The sequence below is a fragment of the Dactylosporangium sp. CA-139114 genome (assembly GCF_050955725.1).
In the GTDB taxonomy this organism is placed as follows: domain Bacteria; phylum Actinomycetota; class Actinomycetes; order Mycobacteriales; family Micromonosporaceae; genus Dactylosporangium.
In genome coordinates, this window is record NZ_CP192080.1 from 3385250 (window position 1) to 3401149 (window position 15900).

Annotated in this window: 17 protein-coding genes; 10 read left to right on the plus strand and 7 right to left on the minus strand. The window is 69.4% G+C overall.

The genetic code is table 11. The features are described from left to right. Nucleotides 1–775: 775 nt before the first annotated feature. On the plus strand, nucleotides 776–1102 hold the full coding sequence (locus ACQP2P_RS15380; RefSeq protein ID WP_433616646.1) for a hypothetical protein: 327 nt from the start codon (nucleotides 776–778) through the stop codon (nucleotides 1100–1102). Nucleotides 1103–1785: 683 nt separating this feature from the next. Here the strand turns inward: ACQP2P_RS15380 and ACQP2P_RS15385 are convergent. The 6 genes from ACQP2P_RS15385 to ACQP2P_RS15410 all read right to left on the minus strand — a co-directional run bounded on the left by ACQP2P_RS15385 (nucleotide 1786) and on the right by ACQP2P_RS15410 (nucleotide 6699). Then, nucleotides 1786–2361, minus strand: a complete 576-nt coding sequence (locus ACQP2P_RS15385; protein ID WP_433616647.1) for a flavodoxin family protein — start codon at nucleotides 2359–2361, stop codon at nucleotides 1786–1788. Nucleotides 2362–2375: 14 nt separating this feature from the next. Next, nucleotides 2376–3050, minus strand: coding sequence for an HAD family hydrolase (locus tag ACQP2P_RS15390; protein WP_433616649.1), 675 nt, complete (start codon nucleotides 3048–3050; stop codon nucleotides 2376–2378). Continuing rightward, nucleotides 3047–4084, minus strand: coding sequence for a hypothetical protein (locus ACQP2P_RS15395; RefSeq protein ID WP_433616651.1), 1038 nt, complete (start codon nucleotides 4082–4084; stop codon nucleotides 3047–3049). The genes ACQP2P_RS15390 and ACQP2P_RS15395 overlap by 4 nt, the downstream gene beginning before the upstream one ends. Nucleotides 4085–4242: 158 nt before the next feature. Next, nucleotides 4243–5115, minus strand: a complete 873-nt coding sequence (locus tag ACQP2P_RS15400) for an SMP-30/gluconolactonase/LRE family protein (protein ID WP_433616653.1) — start codon at nucleotides 5113–5115, stop codon at nucleotides 4243–4245. After that, the gene (locus ACQP2P_RS15405; protein WP_433616654.1) at nucleotides 5112–6479 is read right to left on the minus strand and encodes a condensation domain-containing protein; all 1368 of its coding nucleotides are present in this window, start codon (nucleotides 6477–6479) and stop codon (nucleotides 5112–5114) included. Before ACQP2P_RS15405 ends, ACQP2P_RS15400 begins: the two co-directional genes overlap by 4 nt. After that, the gene (locus ACQP2P_RS15410; protein ID WP_433616656.1) at nucleotides 6469–6699 is read right to left on the minus strand and encodes a phosphopantetheine-binding protein; all 231 of its coding nucleotides are present in this window, start codon (nucleotides 6697–6699) and stop codon (nucleotides 6469–6471) included. Before ACQP2P_RS15410 ends, ACQP2P_RS15405 begins: the two co-directional genes overlap by 11 nt. A gap of 106 nt (nucleotides 6700–6805) precedes the next feature. On the opposite strand from ACQP2P_RS15410, the gene ACQP2P_RS15415 reads away from it, so the two are divergent. After that, entirely contained in the window at nucleotides 6806–7930 is a 1125-nt protein-coding gene (locus ACQP2P_RS15415; protein WP_433616658.1) for a hypothetical protein, read from the plus strand. Between the two features lie 13 nt (nucleotides 7931–7943). Here ACQP2P_RS15415 and ACQP2P_RS15420 read toward each other — a convergent pair whose 3' ends face one another. Continuing rightward, complete coding sequence (locus tag ACQP2P_RS15420; RefSeq protein ID WP_433616659.1) at nucleotides 7944–8570, minus strand: class II aldolase/adducin family protein; 627 nt, start codon at nucleotides 8568–8570, stop codon at nucleotides 7944–7946. A 357-nt stretch (nucleotides 8571–8927) separates the two neighbouring features. Between ACQP2P_RS15420 and ACQP2P_RS15425 the strand changes: the two genes are divergently transcribed. The 8 genes from ACQP2P_RS15425 (at nucleotide 8928) to fabV (ending at nucleotide 15892) form a co-directional block, all read left to right on the plus strand. Next, complete coding sequence (locus ACQP2P_RS15425) at nucleotides 8928–9182, plus strand: acyl carrier protein (protein WP_433616661.1); 255 nt, start codon at nucleotides 8928–8930, stop codon at nucleotides 9180–9182. A gap of 2 nt (nucleotides 9183–9184) precedes the next feature. Then, the gene (locus ACQP2P_RS15430) at nucleotides 9185–9439 is read left to right on the plus strand and encodes a phosphopantetheine-binding protein (RefSeq protein WP_433616663.1); all 255 of its coding nucleotides are present in this window, start codon (nucleotides 9185–9187) and stop codon (nucleotides 9437–9439) included. Nucleotides 9440–9501: 62 nt separating this feature from the next. Then, complete coding sequence (locus ACQP2P_RS15435) at nucleotides 9502–10578, plus strand: beta-ketoacyl-[acyl-carrier-protein] synthase family protein (protein WP_433616664.1); 1077 nt, start codon at nucleotides 9502–9504, stop codon at nucleotides 10576–10578. Continuing rightward, nucleotides 10575–11315: a hypothetical protein gene (locus ACQP2P_RS15440; RefSeq protein WP_433616666.1), complete on the plus strand. Its 741-nt coding sequence runs from the start codon at nucleotides 10575–10577 to the stop codon at nucleotides 11313–11315. The genes ACQP2P_RS15435 and ACQP2P_RS15440 overlap by 4 nt, the downstream gene beginning before the upstream one ends. A gap of 30 nt (nucleotides 11316–11345) precedes the next feature. Continuing rightward, entirely contained in the window at nucleotides 11346–12188 is an 843-nt protein-coding gene (locus ACQP2P_RS15445) for a 2-amino-3,7-dideoxy-D-threo-hept-6-ulosonate synthase (RefSeq protein ID WP_433616668.1), read from the plus strand. A gap of 25 nt (nucleotides 12189–12213) precedes the next feature. Beyond that, on the plus strand, nucleotides 12214–13338 hold the full coding sequence (locus ACQP2P_RS15450; protein ID WP_433616670.1) for a 3-dehydroquinate synthase II family protein: 1125 nt from the start codon (nucleotides 12214–12216) through the stop codon (nucleotides 13336–13338). Beyond that, complete coding sequence (locus ACQP2P_RS15455; protein WP_433616671.1) at nucleotides 13335–14696, plus strand: class I adenylate-forming enzyme family protein; 1362 nt, start codon at nucleotides 13335–13337, stop codon at nucleotides 14694–14696. Before ACQP2P_RS15450 ends, ACQP2P_RS15455 begins: the two co-directional genes overlap by 4 nt. Continuing rightward, complete coding sequence (gene fabV, locus ACQP2P_RS15460; RefSeq protein ID WP_433616673.1) at nucleotides 14693–15892, plus strand: enoyl-[acyl-carrier-protein] reductase FabV; 1200 nt, start codon at nucleotides 14693–14695, stop codon at nucleotides 15890–15892. Before ACQP2P_RS15455 ends, fabV begins: the two co-directional genes overlap by 4 nt. Nucleotides 15893–15900: the final 8 nt, after the last annotated feature.

A 15900-nucleotide genomic window follows, 5' to 3' on the forward strand; every position in this document is an offset into this window, starting at 1 on the left:
CACATTGAGCCATTTCCAAGCTGACCTTGCAGCTCAGGGTGGGTACGGCGGACCCGGGCATCGATGAGGGCGAGGCTCCGGTAAGACAGCAGTCGACCAAGATTCGATGCCCCAACCGGGAGCCTCGCCGTGCAGGCCACGACGGCATCTTCAGGATCGTCGCCGAGGATGTACCCGCTTACATGGCGAAATACGGGCCCAAGTGCTGCGAGACCGGGTGACCACCTCAACCCTCGGTCTGCCAGCCCTCAATATCGGAATATCTAAGGGCAGCACCTACGACCGCGTCCTGATCTTCCCCACTCAACCGATGCTCAGATACCTGAAGACCGCCGACCTGTCCGTCCTTAAGGCACCCGACCGGCTCTACGTCGCGGTGACCCGGGCCAGGCATAGTGTTGCTTTCGTTGTCAAGGCTGGCGAAGCCGACTTTAGCCCGAGAGCATGAAGGATGCCTGCGAATCAAACATCGCTTTGACCGCCAGACGCAAGCCTTGCAAGTGCCTTGCTCCGTGTCGTTTGAGCTGCCAGCGTCCTATCGGCGGTCCCTGTGGAGCTCGCTGACCCGACCTGGTTCGATCTGTGCGTCGTCCGCCTGGGACGGAGCATCTCACGGTTTAGGCCATGATGGTTCGGTGGCGTACGAGCTGAGCAGACTCGACGAGCGGCGGTTCGAGGAGTTGTGTCGGGCCCTTGCGGTGCGGGTGTTGGGCCGGCGATCCAGGCTTTCGGGGCAGGCCCGGACGGCGGTCGGGAGGCCACGTTCGACGGCGAGGTGTCGTTTCCTGCGGGTTGGAACGGCTACGGCGTCCTCCAAGCGAAGTGCCGCCGGATCGCTGGCGGCGTCGCTGATGCCCAATGGCTGTGCCAGAGCCTCTCGAGCGAACTGGACCAATGGCTGGAGCCGCGGCGGTGGCGCGTCGCCGCCGGCCGGATGCCGCAGTTCCTGATCGTCGCGACGAACGTTCGCCTGTTAAGCGTTCCGCGGCGCGGTGGCATCGACCGCGTCAAGGACCTGCTCATCGCGTACGCGCAGCGCCTCGGCCTCAAGGACTGGGCCCCGTGGGACGCCAATCAGCTATCCACCTACAGCGGGATTTGAACCCACGACCCTTGACCCTCAGGGGAGCCGGAGGCCTCAGTGACGTGCTCAGCAACGTTCTCCCAGGTCACCTCCAGCATAAACCGGCTGATCTGTGAATGAATGGCCTCTGAGCTGCAGGGACTCTCTATCGAACCCGCTGGGCCAGGATTGCGCCAGAGTTCACAATTCACTTTATTTGGACAGTATTCTTGACCGCCGATATGCAATAGCCGACTTCTCTGCGTGGTCCGCAGGCTGGTGACGCTACCCGATGCAGCGTCGTGCCGCCGTCGCTGGCGTAGGTCGGCGTGGCGGAAGCAGGGTGCTTCGATGACCCGGCGGTTGTCGTGGCCGAGCGCGCGGTGACCGCTGGTGTAAGCGGGGTCGTCGGCGCCGTCCATGACGACCATGCCGTAGCCGCGGTGGCGGCTGAGGTCGTGGTTGAGTTTGGCGACGAGGTCGCGGTACAACTCTCGCGGACTACATCGAAGCCGGTCCGGCGTTTTCCAGGACGGGCCGCCGGCCGCGTGGCTGCGGCTCGGCACCAGCGCCAGTGAACTGTTCGCGCAGCTCGTCGGGCACCTGATCGCGACCAAGTTCCCGTACGGCGACGCCCTGCTCAATATGGGGTCCGGCGCATGTCGGAGGCCTCGGAGCTGCTGTGGCGCCTGGTGCCGCGGCCCCGGTCCGCGGGCCCAGCCTCACCAGGCCGGCCCCGCCTGGAACAGGGTCCGCGCCCGTTCCAGCGCATCGGCCTCGGCGAGGATGCCGCCCGGCCGGCGGGCATGCGCGACGACGTCGCCGCCCCACCGCATGCCGAGGTACTCCGCAGAGAGCCGCAGCGACTCCAACAGCGGGCCGGCCTTCACAGCGTCCTCGACACCGGTCGTGGTGACGGCCCACATCGTCTTGCCCTGCATCCGTGTGCGGAATCGCAGCTGGGGCCGCCGCATCCAGCCGCCCCAGTAATCCAGGTAGAGCTTCACGCTCGCCGAGACGTTGTACCAGTACAGCGGGGACACCACGACGATGTCGCTCGCATCGAGGGTCGCGTCGAGCAGGATGCGTTCGTTGCCGGACGGTTCCGGGTGCTCCGCGTGGTCCGTGTCGGAGAACGCCGCTAGGGGCAGTTCGCTCAGCCGCTTCCAGTCCTGCTCGACGTCGGCGGGCAGCGCGGTGGCCGCGTGCCGGGCCAGGGCCTCGCTGTTGCCGGCGCGACTGCTGCCCAGGACGAACAGGAAGCGGCGGACGTCCGGCGCTGCCACCGTGTCTGTCATTGCTCTCCTCCGCCTCAGCCGTGCTCGACGATGGTGGCGGCAGCGCCAACCACCGGGCGCCCGGCGTGGTGCGGCAGTTCGGCGAGTGTCGTGATTCGGTGCCGCACGGCAAGATCGGCCGCCGATCCTTTCCGCAGCCGCGCTACCGGTCCGCGTTCGAGGTACAGATACGGCATGCCGGCGCGCGCTGCGGCCTTGCCGGTGGTGTCGAGCCGGTGGCTCACGAACAGCGCGTCCACGTTGGACCCTCCGAGGTGCCGCGTCAGGCCCGCGAAGAATTCCGGCTCGGAGCTGCGCGCGCCGAGGTCGGCCGGGGAGAGCACGGCGTCGACCGGCAGGCCCAATGCGACCAGTTCGGTCTGCTCGGCGGCGGTCATGTTGCCGGCGATGAGCACCGAATGACCGGCGCTGCGCAGTGCGGCGACGGCGGGGATCACGTCATGATGCAGGTTGTCCCTGGTCAGCGGTACGGTCTCGCCGGCCGCCCGCCGGCGCTCGATCTCCTCGTCGATGTCGAAGCCGGGGTCGAACGCCGCGAACACCTCCTTGAACGGCCGCCCCCGCTCGAGAAGACCACCTAGCGTCGCGATGAGGGTGAAGGGCGGTACGCCGATCCACGACGCCCACGTGAGCCACTGAGCCGTTTCGTCGACGATGGTCTCTCCGGTGTCCAGCACGTAGGTGCTCATGCGACGAGTTCTCTCGCGTCCCAGGATTCGGTGGTGATGGCCGCGTTCCGGCCGGCGGCGATCGCGTCGGCAAGCAGCGGTAGCATCCGTTCGGACAGCGAGCGCAGATGCCGGTCGCTGAGCACCCGCCGGAACGGCCCGGCCGCCATGGTCTGCAGGGAGGCGACCGCGGAGGCCGACCGCACGTCCGGGGCCGTCGAGTGCGGGCCGCCCAGGTCGGCGAGAATCCAGCCGGTCGCAAATGCGCCGAGCACCGATTCCTTGAGGGAGTCGTGGCCGATGGGTAGTTCGTCGACGACGAGGCGATGCTGCCGGGCCAGGAGCCGGAATGCCGTGTCGAGCCGCTCCAGGGACCAGCCGCGGTGGGCGAGCCAGGCGAAGACGGGCTCGGTCCGCCATGCGTAGCTCGGGTCGCGATCGAAGCAAACGCTCGCGACGAGGTCGTGCGGTGAGTGGTACGGCAGGTGGTCCGGCAACTGCAAGACCCGCTCGGCCCAGCGAGTCATGGGCGCCGGATCGCTGGAGAAGCAGGCGGTGCGACGGGGGCCGCGCACCTTGCCGTTGGGCAGCAGGCTGGGTTGGAGGGGGTCGTCGTGCTGTACCAGATTCGGGACGCACACGAGGGCCGGCTCGCCGAGGGACTGCAGGAAGTGCAGCAGCAGGAAGGCGTCTCGTCGTTCGCCGCGCGCCATACTGGCGGCCAGGAACGTCCCGAACTCCGCGGCGCGAGCCGCGGGCATGAGCACGGCCGGCGCCGGCAGCCAGGGATCGGCGACCGGCGCCCATCCGCAGCCGCTGAACGACGCCATGCGAATGGTCTGCGCGGTCTTGGAGCCCCACTCCGAGAACAGCGAGAAGGTCCGAGACGGGTCGGTGGCGACCGCCCGCGCCAGCTTGTCGTCGAAGGCTGGGCTGAGCACGACGTCGTCCTGCAGGACCAGGTGATGCGTGGCGCCGTCGGCCACCGATTGCCAGGCCCGCAGTGCGGTGCGCAGCGCCGCGTCTGGCGACGGCATCGCGTCGGCGTCCTCCACGGCCCGGAAGTGGATGCTCGGACAGGCCTGTCTGAGCCGGTCCAGCAACGGGCGTCGGGTCGGGTGCGTCATGACGACGGCTGAGAGACGGTATCCGCTCGGGGCGGAAGGGTTCTGCTCCATGGCGCTCCTGGGGGACGTCAGCGGCACGATCCTGACTAGCCTCGGAAGGCGTGGGGCGGTCTGCCTCGCACGCCCGGACGGCAGCGGAAGACCCCACCGGCGGACGGGTATCGCGACCGCTCCTCGGCGTCGAGGTCGATCGCGGCCGTGGTGATGTACAGCTCGTCCCGGTCGCGGCCGCCGAACGCGAGGCTCGTCACCTTGCGCGCCGGCACCCGCAGGACGGCGTCGAGGGTCCCGTCCGGCCGGTACCGCCGGACTGTGCCACCGCCGAACGTCGCGATCCAGACACCGCCCTCGGCGTCGAGCGTCAGACCGTCTGGTTCGCCCTCGTCCGCAGCCAGCTCGACGAACGGCCGGCGTCCGGACAATGCGCCGGTGTCCAGATCGAAGTCGAACAGGTCGACGCGGTGGGTCCGGCTGTCGTTGTAGTACATCAGGGTGTTGTCGTCGGTCCAGTCCATGCCGTTGGAGATGCTGACGTCGCTCAGCACCCGCCGGCAGGTGTAGTCCGGCGTGACGCAGTAGAGGCTGCCCGCGCCGGCCGTCGTGTCCTTGGCCATCGAGCCGACCCACAACCGGCCGGCGGCGTCGCACTTTGCGTCGTTGAGCCGGTTGTCCGGCCGATCCGCCTCGATCGGGCAGACGATCCGGTGCTCGCCGTGCTCGTCCCACAGCGCCAGCCCCGAGCCCAGCGCCAGCACCACATCGCCCTGCGCGCGCGGCAGCGCCGCGCCGACCGGCTCGCCGATGTCGCGCGCGGTCAGGTCGCCGTCCTCGGGGCGGTAGCGGTACAACATCCCCGCGACGATGTCGACGAAGACGAGCTGCCGGTGCTCCTCGTCCCACCATGGCGCCTCGGCAAGTTGTGCGTGCAGATCGACGACGAGCTCGACGTCGCTGGTCACATCGTCCTCCGGTCCTGCGGTACCTCGCGGGAGCCGCATGCCACCTCGAGCATGCGTGTCAGCCGCTCGACCGTGGTGCCGTCCGCGGCGGCGGTCAAGGCATCCGCCATGGCGGCGAGCACGATCGGGATCCGTTCCGCGGCAACGAGATCGGTGTCGACGAGCAAACGGAGCCGGCAGCTCGGACCGATCTGTTGCAGCACCAGGAAGCGTTGGAGGTCCAGCTGTGCCCATTGGCCGATCCGGCGCAGGGCCGGCCCGGCCGGCGGGCGGCCGGCGGTCGAGGCCGGGTGTGCGCCGCGCGCATCGTTGAAGAACGTCAGCACCTTGCTTGGCGGACGGACGGAGTCGTCCACGGCGCCGAGCGCGTTCGCCAGTGCGGCCGGGTCGTACCGTCCGTCGGCGTAGGCGTTGAGGGCCTCGCGATGGACGTTGCGCACGAAGTCGTCGAACTGGCCGCGGGACAGGCGGGCGAGCATAGGCGTGTCCTGGGCCAGCGGACCGACGTAGCCGCGTTCCCGGTCACGGTGCCGGTTGCCCGAGATCAGCGTGAGTGCCACGTCGTCGCGGCCGTCCAGCATGGCGATGGTGAGGCACCAGACTGCGAGAACGACGCTGGCCGGCGAGGTCTGGGTCCGCTGGGCCGAGCGCTCCGTGGCGTCCTGGACGTCAGCGGACTCGAGACTCCATTCGACGAAGCGGTCGGCGCGTTCGCCCGGGCGGGCGTCGAGTGTCTGCGGCGCGGCGGCGGCCGCCAGCACCTTGGTCCATCGTTCGACGGCTCGCTCGGTGCGACGCTCGGCCGATCGAGCGGCCTCGGCGGCGGCCTGCATCCGAGGCTGCCAGTCGACCGTCTGGACGCTCGGGCGTTCCGCGCCGTCGTCCCCGCCGCCGAGGCGGCCGATGCGCCGGGTCAGCAGTGATAGGGCATACGCGTCCGCGGCGAAGTGCGACACCGCCAGGGCCAGCACGGCGTCGCCGTCGTGGGCGCGCACGATCGAGTACCGGATCGGCGGCTCCACGGTCAGGTCGAACGGTGTCTCGGCGAGGTTCGCCGCGGTGACACGGGCCCGCCGCACGGCGTCCTCGCCGTGCGCGAGTTCCTCGGCAGCCGCCGGAACGGGTCCCTCGTCGAGGACCCGCTGTGTCCGCGTTCCGCCAGATCGCACAACGATGGTGCGCAGGCTCTCGTGCTCCCGGGCGAGGTCGCGCAGCATGCGGCGAATGCGATCCTCGTCGCCTGTCGGCAAGGGCAGGACCCGGCGAATGGTGAAATAGTTCGCCTTTGGGCCCAGGTCGTCGATCGTGCCGAGAATCGCGCGCTGACCCCACGTCAACGCGGCGCTGAGCGGGTCATCCGGCATGACTTTCCCCACGCATCGCGAGCCCCGCGACGGCGCGCGGCGTGGGATGTGCATAGAGGTCGTCGATCGTCACATACAAGTCGAGCAGGTCGCCCATGACTTCGAGGAGCTCGAGAATCTCGAGCGATTCGGCGTGCAGGTCGTCGAACAGGTGATCGTCTGGGCTCACCGGGCGGTTCAGTACCGACTCCCATCCTTGCAGAAGCTCGTCGAGCACCACATCCGCCTCTCTGTGAAATGAGGAGAAATTGAAGTTGACACGTCACGGCGTGGGTCGAGTATCGCATGTTTGACCATACCCGCGGTAGACACTAGGGTCACGCCTCATGCTCATCAAGTCGTCATCCGAGTCCGCCGCGAGTATCGAAATCTCATCGATGATCATGGGTGTGAGGGAGCGGGGCGCCACCATCGAGCGCCTGCGCTCGGAGCTGGCCGCAACAAATGTTTCGGTTTCGTATGAACACGCGCCGAACCCTGATCCGACGGTATTGCAGTCGGCCGCCATCGCCTGGTCAAACGTTCCCGAAACGGCCACACATCATGTGGTCGTGCAGGATGATGTCGAGCTCGGTGACAATTTCGTCGGCGCGCTGCAGGCGGCCGCGCGAATCCATCCGAATTGTGCGATCTCATTCTTCGCGGAGTGGGGATGCAAGACCGCCTCTCTGGTTCGCGTGGCCGCGCTGATCGGGGCCGGATGGGTGGAGGGAATTGACAAGTACGTGCAGACGCAGGCCCTGCTCATGCCCGCGTCGTCGGCACGGGCGCTGGGCGGCTACCTAAAGGATCGGCGCGACTCCCTGCTGCCGGAGGACGTGCTGGTGCTGGAATTCCTGCGGCGCGAGGGTTTGCGCCACCTGGTGGCGGCTCCCAATCTCGCGCAGCACCTGGACCTCCCCAGCATGACGGGTAATGCGTGGCAGGGGCCCCGGCGCTCCGTGCATTTCGATAGGTCGGGTGGGCTTCCGGCGGAACGAACCGTCGAAGGCGTCGCGGCCGTGCCGTTCTACCAGTGGCGCGTCGGCAAGACATGGCTGCTGACGCGGGAGACATCAGGTGCTGGCGACTGGCGCCGCGAGCCTCTCGCGGCGGTGCTGGAACGTCAGGGATGGGCGAGTAGCGATACCACGGACATGCTGGCCGGCCACCGTTTCCTAGCGCCCGACCCGGCGCCGGATATGGTGCGGTATCTGTCCGGAGTCGTTGAGATGTCCGCGGCGACCACGATGACCGCGGCCGCGATTGCTCCCGCCGACCGGCTGTCCATGGCGGCCGGCTCTCCGGCGGCGGCGGCATTCGCCACGCTGGGCGACGGCGCGCTGCGCTCGCTGCTGCCGCCCGCGACGCTGGATGCGATTCGCGATCGGCTCCGGGCCATGGTCGGCGCGGTCGTCACGTCGGCCGCGGCGCGACTGGCCAGCGGTGCACTGCGGCCGCTCGGCGCCTGAATCGCGCCGCCGGTCATGACGGACGACCGGGGATGTCCTTGGGTCCACCGAGCGCGGCCGCACTAAGGCCCAGCCGGGCCGCCTCCTCCACCAGGATCGCGACATGCAAGGCCTGCTTCGCGCTCTCGTGGAAGGTCAGGACGCCGTGATTCTCCAGCAGCATCGCGTAGTGGCCAGGTGTCATCGCCGCCCGGATGTTCTTCGCGGCAGCGATGCCGCGCAACGCGTAGGGCACGACCGGGACGCCGCCGTCCAGGCCGAAGATGACCATCGGCTCGGCCCAGGCGCGGATGGGCCGACCGGCGACGGCGAACGTGGTCGCCGCCGGTGAATGCGTGTGCAGCACGCAGCCGACATCGGGCCTGCTTCGGTACACCGCGAGGTGCATCTCGACGGCCGCCGCGGAAAGTGGCGGAAGGGTTCCCTGCAGGACCTCGCCGGACAGGTCGAGCCGGACGACCGATTGCGCGCCGAAACCCCGTAGCGTCGGGGCTGCCGTGTAATAGACCTGATCAGTGCCCGCCGGCCGGATGCTCACATTGCCGTGGCCGCTGAGCGACAGTAACTCCGAGTTAGCGACCGCGGTCGCCGCGGCCACCAGTTCATCCCGGTACTGCGCGTAATCCCCCGTTGTTTCCACGCATCGCCTGCTCTCGCCTAATGCGGTTACCAAGTGTCATCGCGTCCGAGGCGAAGATCCGTTCGGCAGCATCGTACATCCGTGTTCGTCAACGCGCTACTGCCGCCGAGAGCTTCGGCAGGAGGACATTGACGACCATCCGGCCTGACGACATCGCGATCGGGGGCTATGCAGCGAGCGAAACTGGTCTATCGTGTACTCCGGTCCCTGCGACTGATCTAGGTCGGATCCCGCGGTGGCTGCTGCCCTTCATCGGCCACACGGCGGCCAGGCAGATTGCGTACGACGGCGCAGATCGGGCTGCCGTCGTGCGCTGACGTGATCGGGGTATGAGTCCAATCCTGCTGGGAGGATCTCATGGCGTCTACGACGGACTTTGTAATTCGAGTTCTTGAGGAAAAGCTGCAGTTGTCGGCCGATGAACTGTCGGCCGATGTCGCGCTGGGATCGAGTGGACTTGATCTCGAATCCATTGCACTGATTGAGCTGGGCGCGCACTGCGAGGAGGGTCTCGGCGTCGTCATACCCGACGAGGATTATGGGCGCCTGCCTCGGATGACGGTGCGGGAATTCGCTGAATATCTGGACGCCCGTGCCGTCGCAGAGGTGTGAGGATGCCGCCGTCGATAACCGCGGCCGACCTGGCGGAACTGCTCGCCCAGGTCATTCCGGACTCGCCGAGAATCACCGACCCGGACACCCCTTTCGTGCTCGACTCGCTGATGCTCACCTGGCTGCTGCATCTGCTGGAGGAGCGTCACGGTGTCGCGTTGGCGGGCGACGAGCCGCAGCTCGATGACGAGCTGACGCTCAACGAGCTGGCGGAGCTCATCAACGGGGCGGCCCGTGCCGAAACGGCGCCTTCGTGACCACCGAGATCGCCGTGTCCGGCTTCGGGGTGTTCAGCGCCTTCGGGTTCGGCCCGGACCCGTTGGGCGCCGCCCTCTTCGCCGGCAGCGCCGGATTCCGGCCGATCCAGCGATTCGACGTGACGCGGTTCCGGGCGCATTACGCCGCTGTCGGCGCTGAGCCGACGACCGCCTCGCTCGCCGACACCTTCGTGCGTGTCGCCCGCGACGCGATCGGGATGGCCGGCCTCGACCCGACCGTGCGAGCGGCGGTCCTGCTCGGCACCCAGGGCGACTGGACGGGGTTGACCCGGTACTGGCGCTCCGGTGCGGTGGACGGCCTGCCGGCCGCGACGGCGGCGTTCCACGCGGCCGAGATCGCCGGCCGCCTCGGCATCGCGGCCGGGCGGCGCCGCGCCTTCATCCACGGATGCGTTGCCGCGACCACCGCGATCATCCACGGCTGTCAACTGATCGCCGCCGGGCGGGAGCAGGTGGTGCTCGCCGGCGGGGGATACCTGGTGGAAGAGGAGTTCTTCGCCAAGTTCGACTCCGGGCACGCCCTTTCCACCGGCGACGCCCTGCGACCCTTCAGCGTGGGCAGATCGGGCCTGCTGCTCGGCGATGGCGTGGGCGTGCTCGTCCTCGAACCGGCCGACGCGGTACGGGCCCGCGGCGGGCAACCGCTCGCCGTCGTGGCCGGGTGGGGACAGGCTTCGGACGCACACCACGTCTGCCGGCCGCACCCGGACGGCGCCGGTCTGGCCCGGGCCATGACGGCCGCCATGGCCCGCGCAGGCGCTTCCGGTCCGGACATCGACTACGTCAACGCCCACGGCACCGGCACGCCCGTCAACGATCCGGCCGAGACGGCTGCGCTGCGCAGCGTGTTCGGCGACGCCATGCCTCCGGTCACGTCGACCAAGTCGATGACTGGGCACGCGTTGGAGGGGTCGGGAGCGCTCGAAGCGGTGATCTCGTTGCTGGCCCTCAGGCACGGCGTCATCCCGCCGACCGCCGGCTTTCTCGGCCCCGATCCGGACTGCGCGCTCGACTGTGTGCCCAACGAAGCTCGCCCGGCCGACCTGCGGCAGGTGATGAGCGTGTCGGCCGCCTTCGGCGGCGTCAACGCCGCCCTGGTCCTGAGGCGACCGGCATGAGCTTCGACGTACGGGCTGCGGTGGCGATCGGGCCGTGGGGGGACGACACGGCGGACGTGGACGCCTGGATCGCGGGCGGCTGCCCGGTGCCGGACGACGGACGCAGCCCGCTTGATCTGCCGATGTTGCACGGCTTCTTCGAGTCGAGGTTCAATCCGCTCGTCGCCCGCGCCATGGTCGGCTGCCTGGATACGGTATCCGGGAAGGACTTCTCCTCGCTCGGTGTCGTGCTGAGCACTGTGCTGGGCGACACGACGACGGCCGACCGGGCCAGCGCGGCCGTCGGCGCCCGGCGGCGACCCCAGCCGGTCCTCTTCTACCAGTCCGTGCCGACCTCCGTGCTCGGCCACGTCAGCACCAGGTACGGCATCACCGGACCGATGCTCTGCGTCTCGGGCACCTCCGACCTGTTCGAGGACGCCATGGAGAGCGGGGAGCTGCTGCTTCTCGAACCTGACGTGACGCAGATCTTGTTCATCTACGTCGACATCGCGACCGAGCACCGCCCTCACGAACTCCTGCGGTTGCTGACGGGCCTCGACGGGGAGCGGCCGGCACCCGACTACGAGTGTTGCGTCGCGGTGTTGGTCGGCGGCCGACCGGAGGACGGGGACCTGCGGGCCGCCGGGACGGCTCCTGCGCTACCGGCCGGTGTTCAGCTTCCTCGGCCGCTCGCCGGCTTTCTCGCCCTGGCCGGCGCATTTTCGGAGATTCCTGCTGGCCGACCCGCTGCCTAGTCGAGCGGCGATACCGACATGGGGGTAAGCATGAGCACCTCAACTGCGCAGACACGGGCCAATTTGGGCCGCCGTGACGTCGATGCCGAGCAGACCGGCGGTGTTGGTTTCGGCAAGCGGCGCCGCATGGAGCGCCTCGGCGCCGACGGCCGATTCCTGTTCGTTCCCATGGACCATTCGGTCTCCGACGGTCCGATCGCCACGGTGCGGCAGTTCCGCCGGATCGTCGCCGACGTCGCCGACGCCGGCGCCGACGCCATCATCGTGCACAAGGGCCGTGCGGCGTCGCTGGCCGGCGTCCCGCTCGGCCGGTGCGCGCTGATCGTGCACCTGTCGGCCAGCACGGGCCACGGGCCGGACGCGAACGCGAAGGTCCTGGTCGGCACCGTCGAGGATGGGGTACGGCTGGGCGCCGACGCGGTCAGTATCCACGTCAACTTCGGCTCGGCCACCGAAGCCGAACAGCTGCGTGACTTCGGCACGGTTGCGACGGCCTGCGCCCGATTCGGGATGCCGTTGATGGCCATGGTGTACGCGCGCGGGCCGAAGATCGCCGATCCGTTCGACCCGGACGTGCTCGCGCACATCACCAACGTGGCGGTCGACCTGGGCGCCGACATCGTGAAAACGTCGCCGCCGCACGCCATCGACAACCTGTCGATGCTCGTGCAGCATTGCGCCGCGCACCTCCTCATCTCGGGCGGCCCCCGCAACGAGGACGACGACTACGGCCTGGTCCAGCTGGCCCAGGACGCCATCGCCGCCGGCGCGGCCGGCCTGGCCATCGGCCGGCGGGTATGGGCGGACCCTGATCCCGCCGGCGTCGTCCGCGCGCTGGCCGGAGTCGTCCACCCGGCCTCCACGCCCCGCTGATCACTTCCAGACCGGAGGAAAATCGATGAGAAGCACCTGGATTGATCTGCGCAAGGCGTCGGACGCGGCCGCCGCGGTGCGCCAGGCCGCACTGCACGCACGCGTCGAAGCGATCGTCGACGCCGACCCCGACCGACTCGCGGAGCTGCCGCCGACGGTCCTGCGGGTCTACGCCGGGCCGGTGGTCGAGGACTGGCGGACGGATCCCGCCGCGATCGCCGATCCGGCCGCTTATCAGGCTGACGTCGTGCTGCTGCCGGTCGACTCGCGGGACGACCTGGCCGCCGCCCAGCAACTGCAGACGGCCGTGGCCGTGTTCGTGCGGGTGCGGGATCAAAGTTCCCTCGATCTGGCCTGTACCAGCGCCTCCCGGATGGCCCGGACGATTGTCGAGTTTACGGATCCCACCAAGATTCCGCTGGAGATCGTGATCGCCGCCGCCGACAAGTCCAGCGGCGAGCTCATCTGCGTGGTCAAGGACGCCGTGGAAGCGGAGATCGTGCTTGGCGTTCTGGAGAAGGGGTCTGAGGGCCTGCTCCTCGCGGCCGAACAGCCGGCCGAGGTGATCGACCTCAGGTCCGTCGTGGCAGAAGTCTCGCCACCGCTCAAGCTCGTGGCGCTGCGCGTCGAGGGCATCGAGCACGTCGGTCTCGGCGACCGGGTCTGCATCGACACCTGCAGCCATTTCGACGAGAACGAGGGCATCCTGATCGGCTCGTTCGCGCATGGATTCATCCTGTGCTGCAGCGAGACCCATCCGCTGCCGTACATGCCGACCCGGCCGTTCCGGGTCAACGCCGGCGCGTTGCACTCGTACGTCATGCAGGGCGACAACCGCACGAATTACCTCTCCGAGCTGCGCTCGGGCATGTCCGTGCTGGCCGTGAACACCGAGGGAGTGACGCGGCGGCTCGTCGTCGGCCGGGCCAAGCTGGAGCGCCGGCCGCTGCTGCAGATCACGGCGACCTCCGCGGACGGGCGGCAGGTCTGCCTCACCGTGCAGGACGACTGGCACGTCCGCGTGCTGGGCCCGGGCGCCGCGGTGCGCAACGTGACCGAACTCGAGGCGGGGACCGAGATCCTCGGTTACCTGGCGGAAGACCGGCGGCACGTCGGATACCCCGTCGAAGAATTCTGTGTGGAACGATGACGCTCGAGTGGCTCGATGATCTGCTCACCGCACAACCGGATCGGTCGGAGGCCATCGTCTTTCCCGGGGGCTCGGTCACCTACCGGGACCTGCGCTCGATCGTCGAGGAGTGGGACGAGCTCCTCGACGCCACGCCGAAGGGCGCCGTCTGCGTACAACTCGGGCCGAGCGTCAAGACCGTCGGGCTCATGCTGGCTGTCCTGCGCCGCGGGACCCAGCTGCAGCTGATGGACCCGCGGCTCACCGAGGCGGAGCGCCGGCGATACCTTCGGGATGTGCGGCCGGCCACGATAATCGCCGGTGGCACCGGCCACGCCATGACCAGGTTCACGCCGAGCTGCGAGTTCGAGGTGATCGGCCAGGAACCGGCGGGTGAGCCGGTGTCGCGGCGCGCGCTCGTGCAGTTCAGCTCCGGCTCGACCGGCGAGCCGAAGGTCATCGGTCGGCACGCGGACGCCCTGCTCGAAGAACTCACCGTGTTCTCCGCCGTGCCCGGCTGGACCGTTCGGGGCGACATCCTGCTGGTGCTCAACTCGCTCGCACACAGTTTCGGGCTGATCGGCGCCGTGCTGCACGGCCTGCGTTCGGGCGCGACGCTGGCGTTCGCGAGGTCGGCGGTACCGCGCGATCTGCGGGCGGCGCTGGAGCAACTGCGACCGACGCTGATCAGCGGGGTGCCGGCCCACGTCGACCTGCTGGCCACCCTGCCGGCGGACACGCTGCGGGGCGTGCGGGCGGTCGTGTCCGGCGGCGAGCTGATGCCGGACCGGACGTTCCACCGCTTCGTCGCGACCCACGGCTTGGTGCCCGGGCAGTCGTACGGCCTCACCGAGCTCGGTGTCGTCGCCATGGACGTGGCCGGCGACCACGCACCGGCCGTCGGCCCGGTCGTCGGACGGCACCGGATCGTCGTGGACGAGGGTGAGGTGACCGTCGCGCTGCCCTCCTCGCCCTACCTGCTGGACAGCGGAGCCGGGCGATACCGCGACGGCCGGCTGCACACCGGCGACCGCGGGTCGCTCGACGGGGGCATCCTGCGGGTCTTCGGACGATCCGACTCAGTCGTCGTCGTCGGTGGGCTCAAGTTCGAGCTGTCCGAGGTCGAGTCCGTGCTCGCGGCGGCCGCTGGAGTGGACGACGTGGTCGTGCTCAACCGTGGAGGCGCCGTCGAGGCGTACGTCGGCAGCCGCAGCGCGGTGGACCCGGGCTCGCTGCACCAATGGTGTGCCGAGCGGCTCGCCAACTTCAAGCGGCCGAGGACAATCGCGGTCCGCCCGGCCCTGCCACGCACCGTGAACGGCAAGCTTGTGCGGCGCCCGGAGCTGCTCGCCGACGACGATCCGGCGCTCGCGTCGTGACCCCGATCCGGCCGTTGTTCCGCGGCGCCGTGTCCGCGACGGCCCACCCGGACGGCTGCGCGGAGCACGTCCGGTCCTGGATTCGCCGGGCGGTTCCGGGCCGGCCGGCCGGGACCGCTCCTCGGCTGCTGGTCATCGGCACCTCGGGCGGCCTCGGGCTGGCGGCGCGGGTGGCCGCATCGTTCGGCCTGCGCTCGGCCTCGGTCGGGGTCTGCCTGGAACGCCCCGGCAGCGCCGAGCGCACGGGCTCCGTCGGCTGGTACCGCGCGGTCGCCTTTGAGCAGGAGGCGGCCGGACAGGGGCTCGTGTCCGCGACGGTCGTCGGTGACGCCTTCGCGGACGAGACCAAGCACCGCGTGTGCGAACTCGTCCGCCGGACGCTCGGCCAGGTCGACCTGGTCGTGTATGCGCTGGCCGCTGGCCGTCGCCGCGACCGCCGCGACGGCGCCGTCCGGCACTCCGTGCTCAAGGCCATCGGAACGCCGTTTCGGGAGAAGTCGTTCGACCTGCAAAACCGGCGGGTGGTGACGACTACGCTGGACGTGGCGACCCCGGCCGAGATCGCGGACACGGTGGCCGTGATGGGCGGCGAGGACTGGTCGGCGTGGATCGACGCCCTTCGGGAACGCGGCCTCGCCGCCGACGGGATGCGGACCGTCGCGCTGTCCTACGAGGGGCCGCCCCGGCTCCGGCCGACCTATCGCGACGGCACCATGGGCCGGGCCAAGGACCACCTTGAGTCCACGGCCGAGCTCATCGACCACCGCCTGCGAGACTCGTGCGGCGGCGCGGCCCGGATCGCGGTCATGCGGGCGCTGATCACCCAGTCGAGCCTGGTCATCCCGATGAGCAACCTCTACATGATCCTGCTCATGCGCGTCGCCGCAGCACGGGACGCCGGTGAGGACACGTTCGACCAGGGCCGCCGGCTGCTGGACGCGATGCTGGACCCCGGCTTGGCGCCGACCGACGCGCGCGGTCGCCTGCGCTTGGACGACATCGAGACGCGTCCCGATGTGCAGGCGGACCTGTGGCAGCGGTGGGACATGGTGAGCACCGCCGACGTCGCCGAGGTCGGTGACGTCGCCGCCTTCGAGCGCGAGATGCAGGCGATCTACGGGTTCGGCGTGCCGGGCGTCGACTACGCGGCATCGGCGAACCTCATCCGCACGAACACGAACGTGGTCGTCGCATGAGCGGGCAA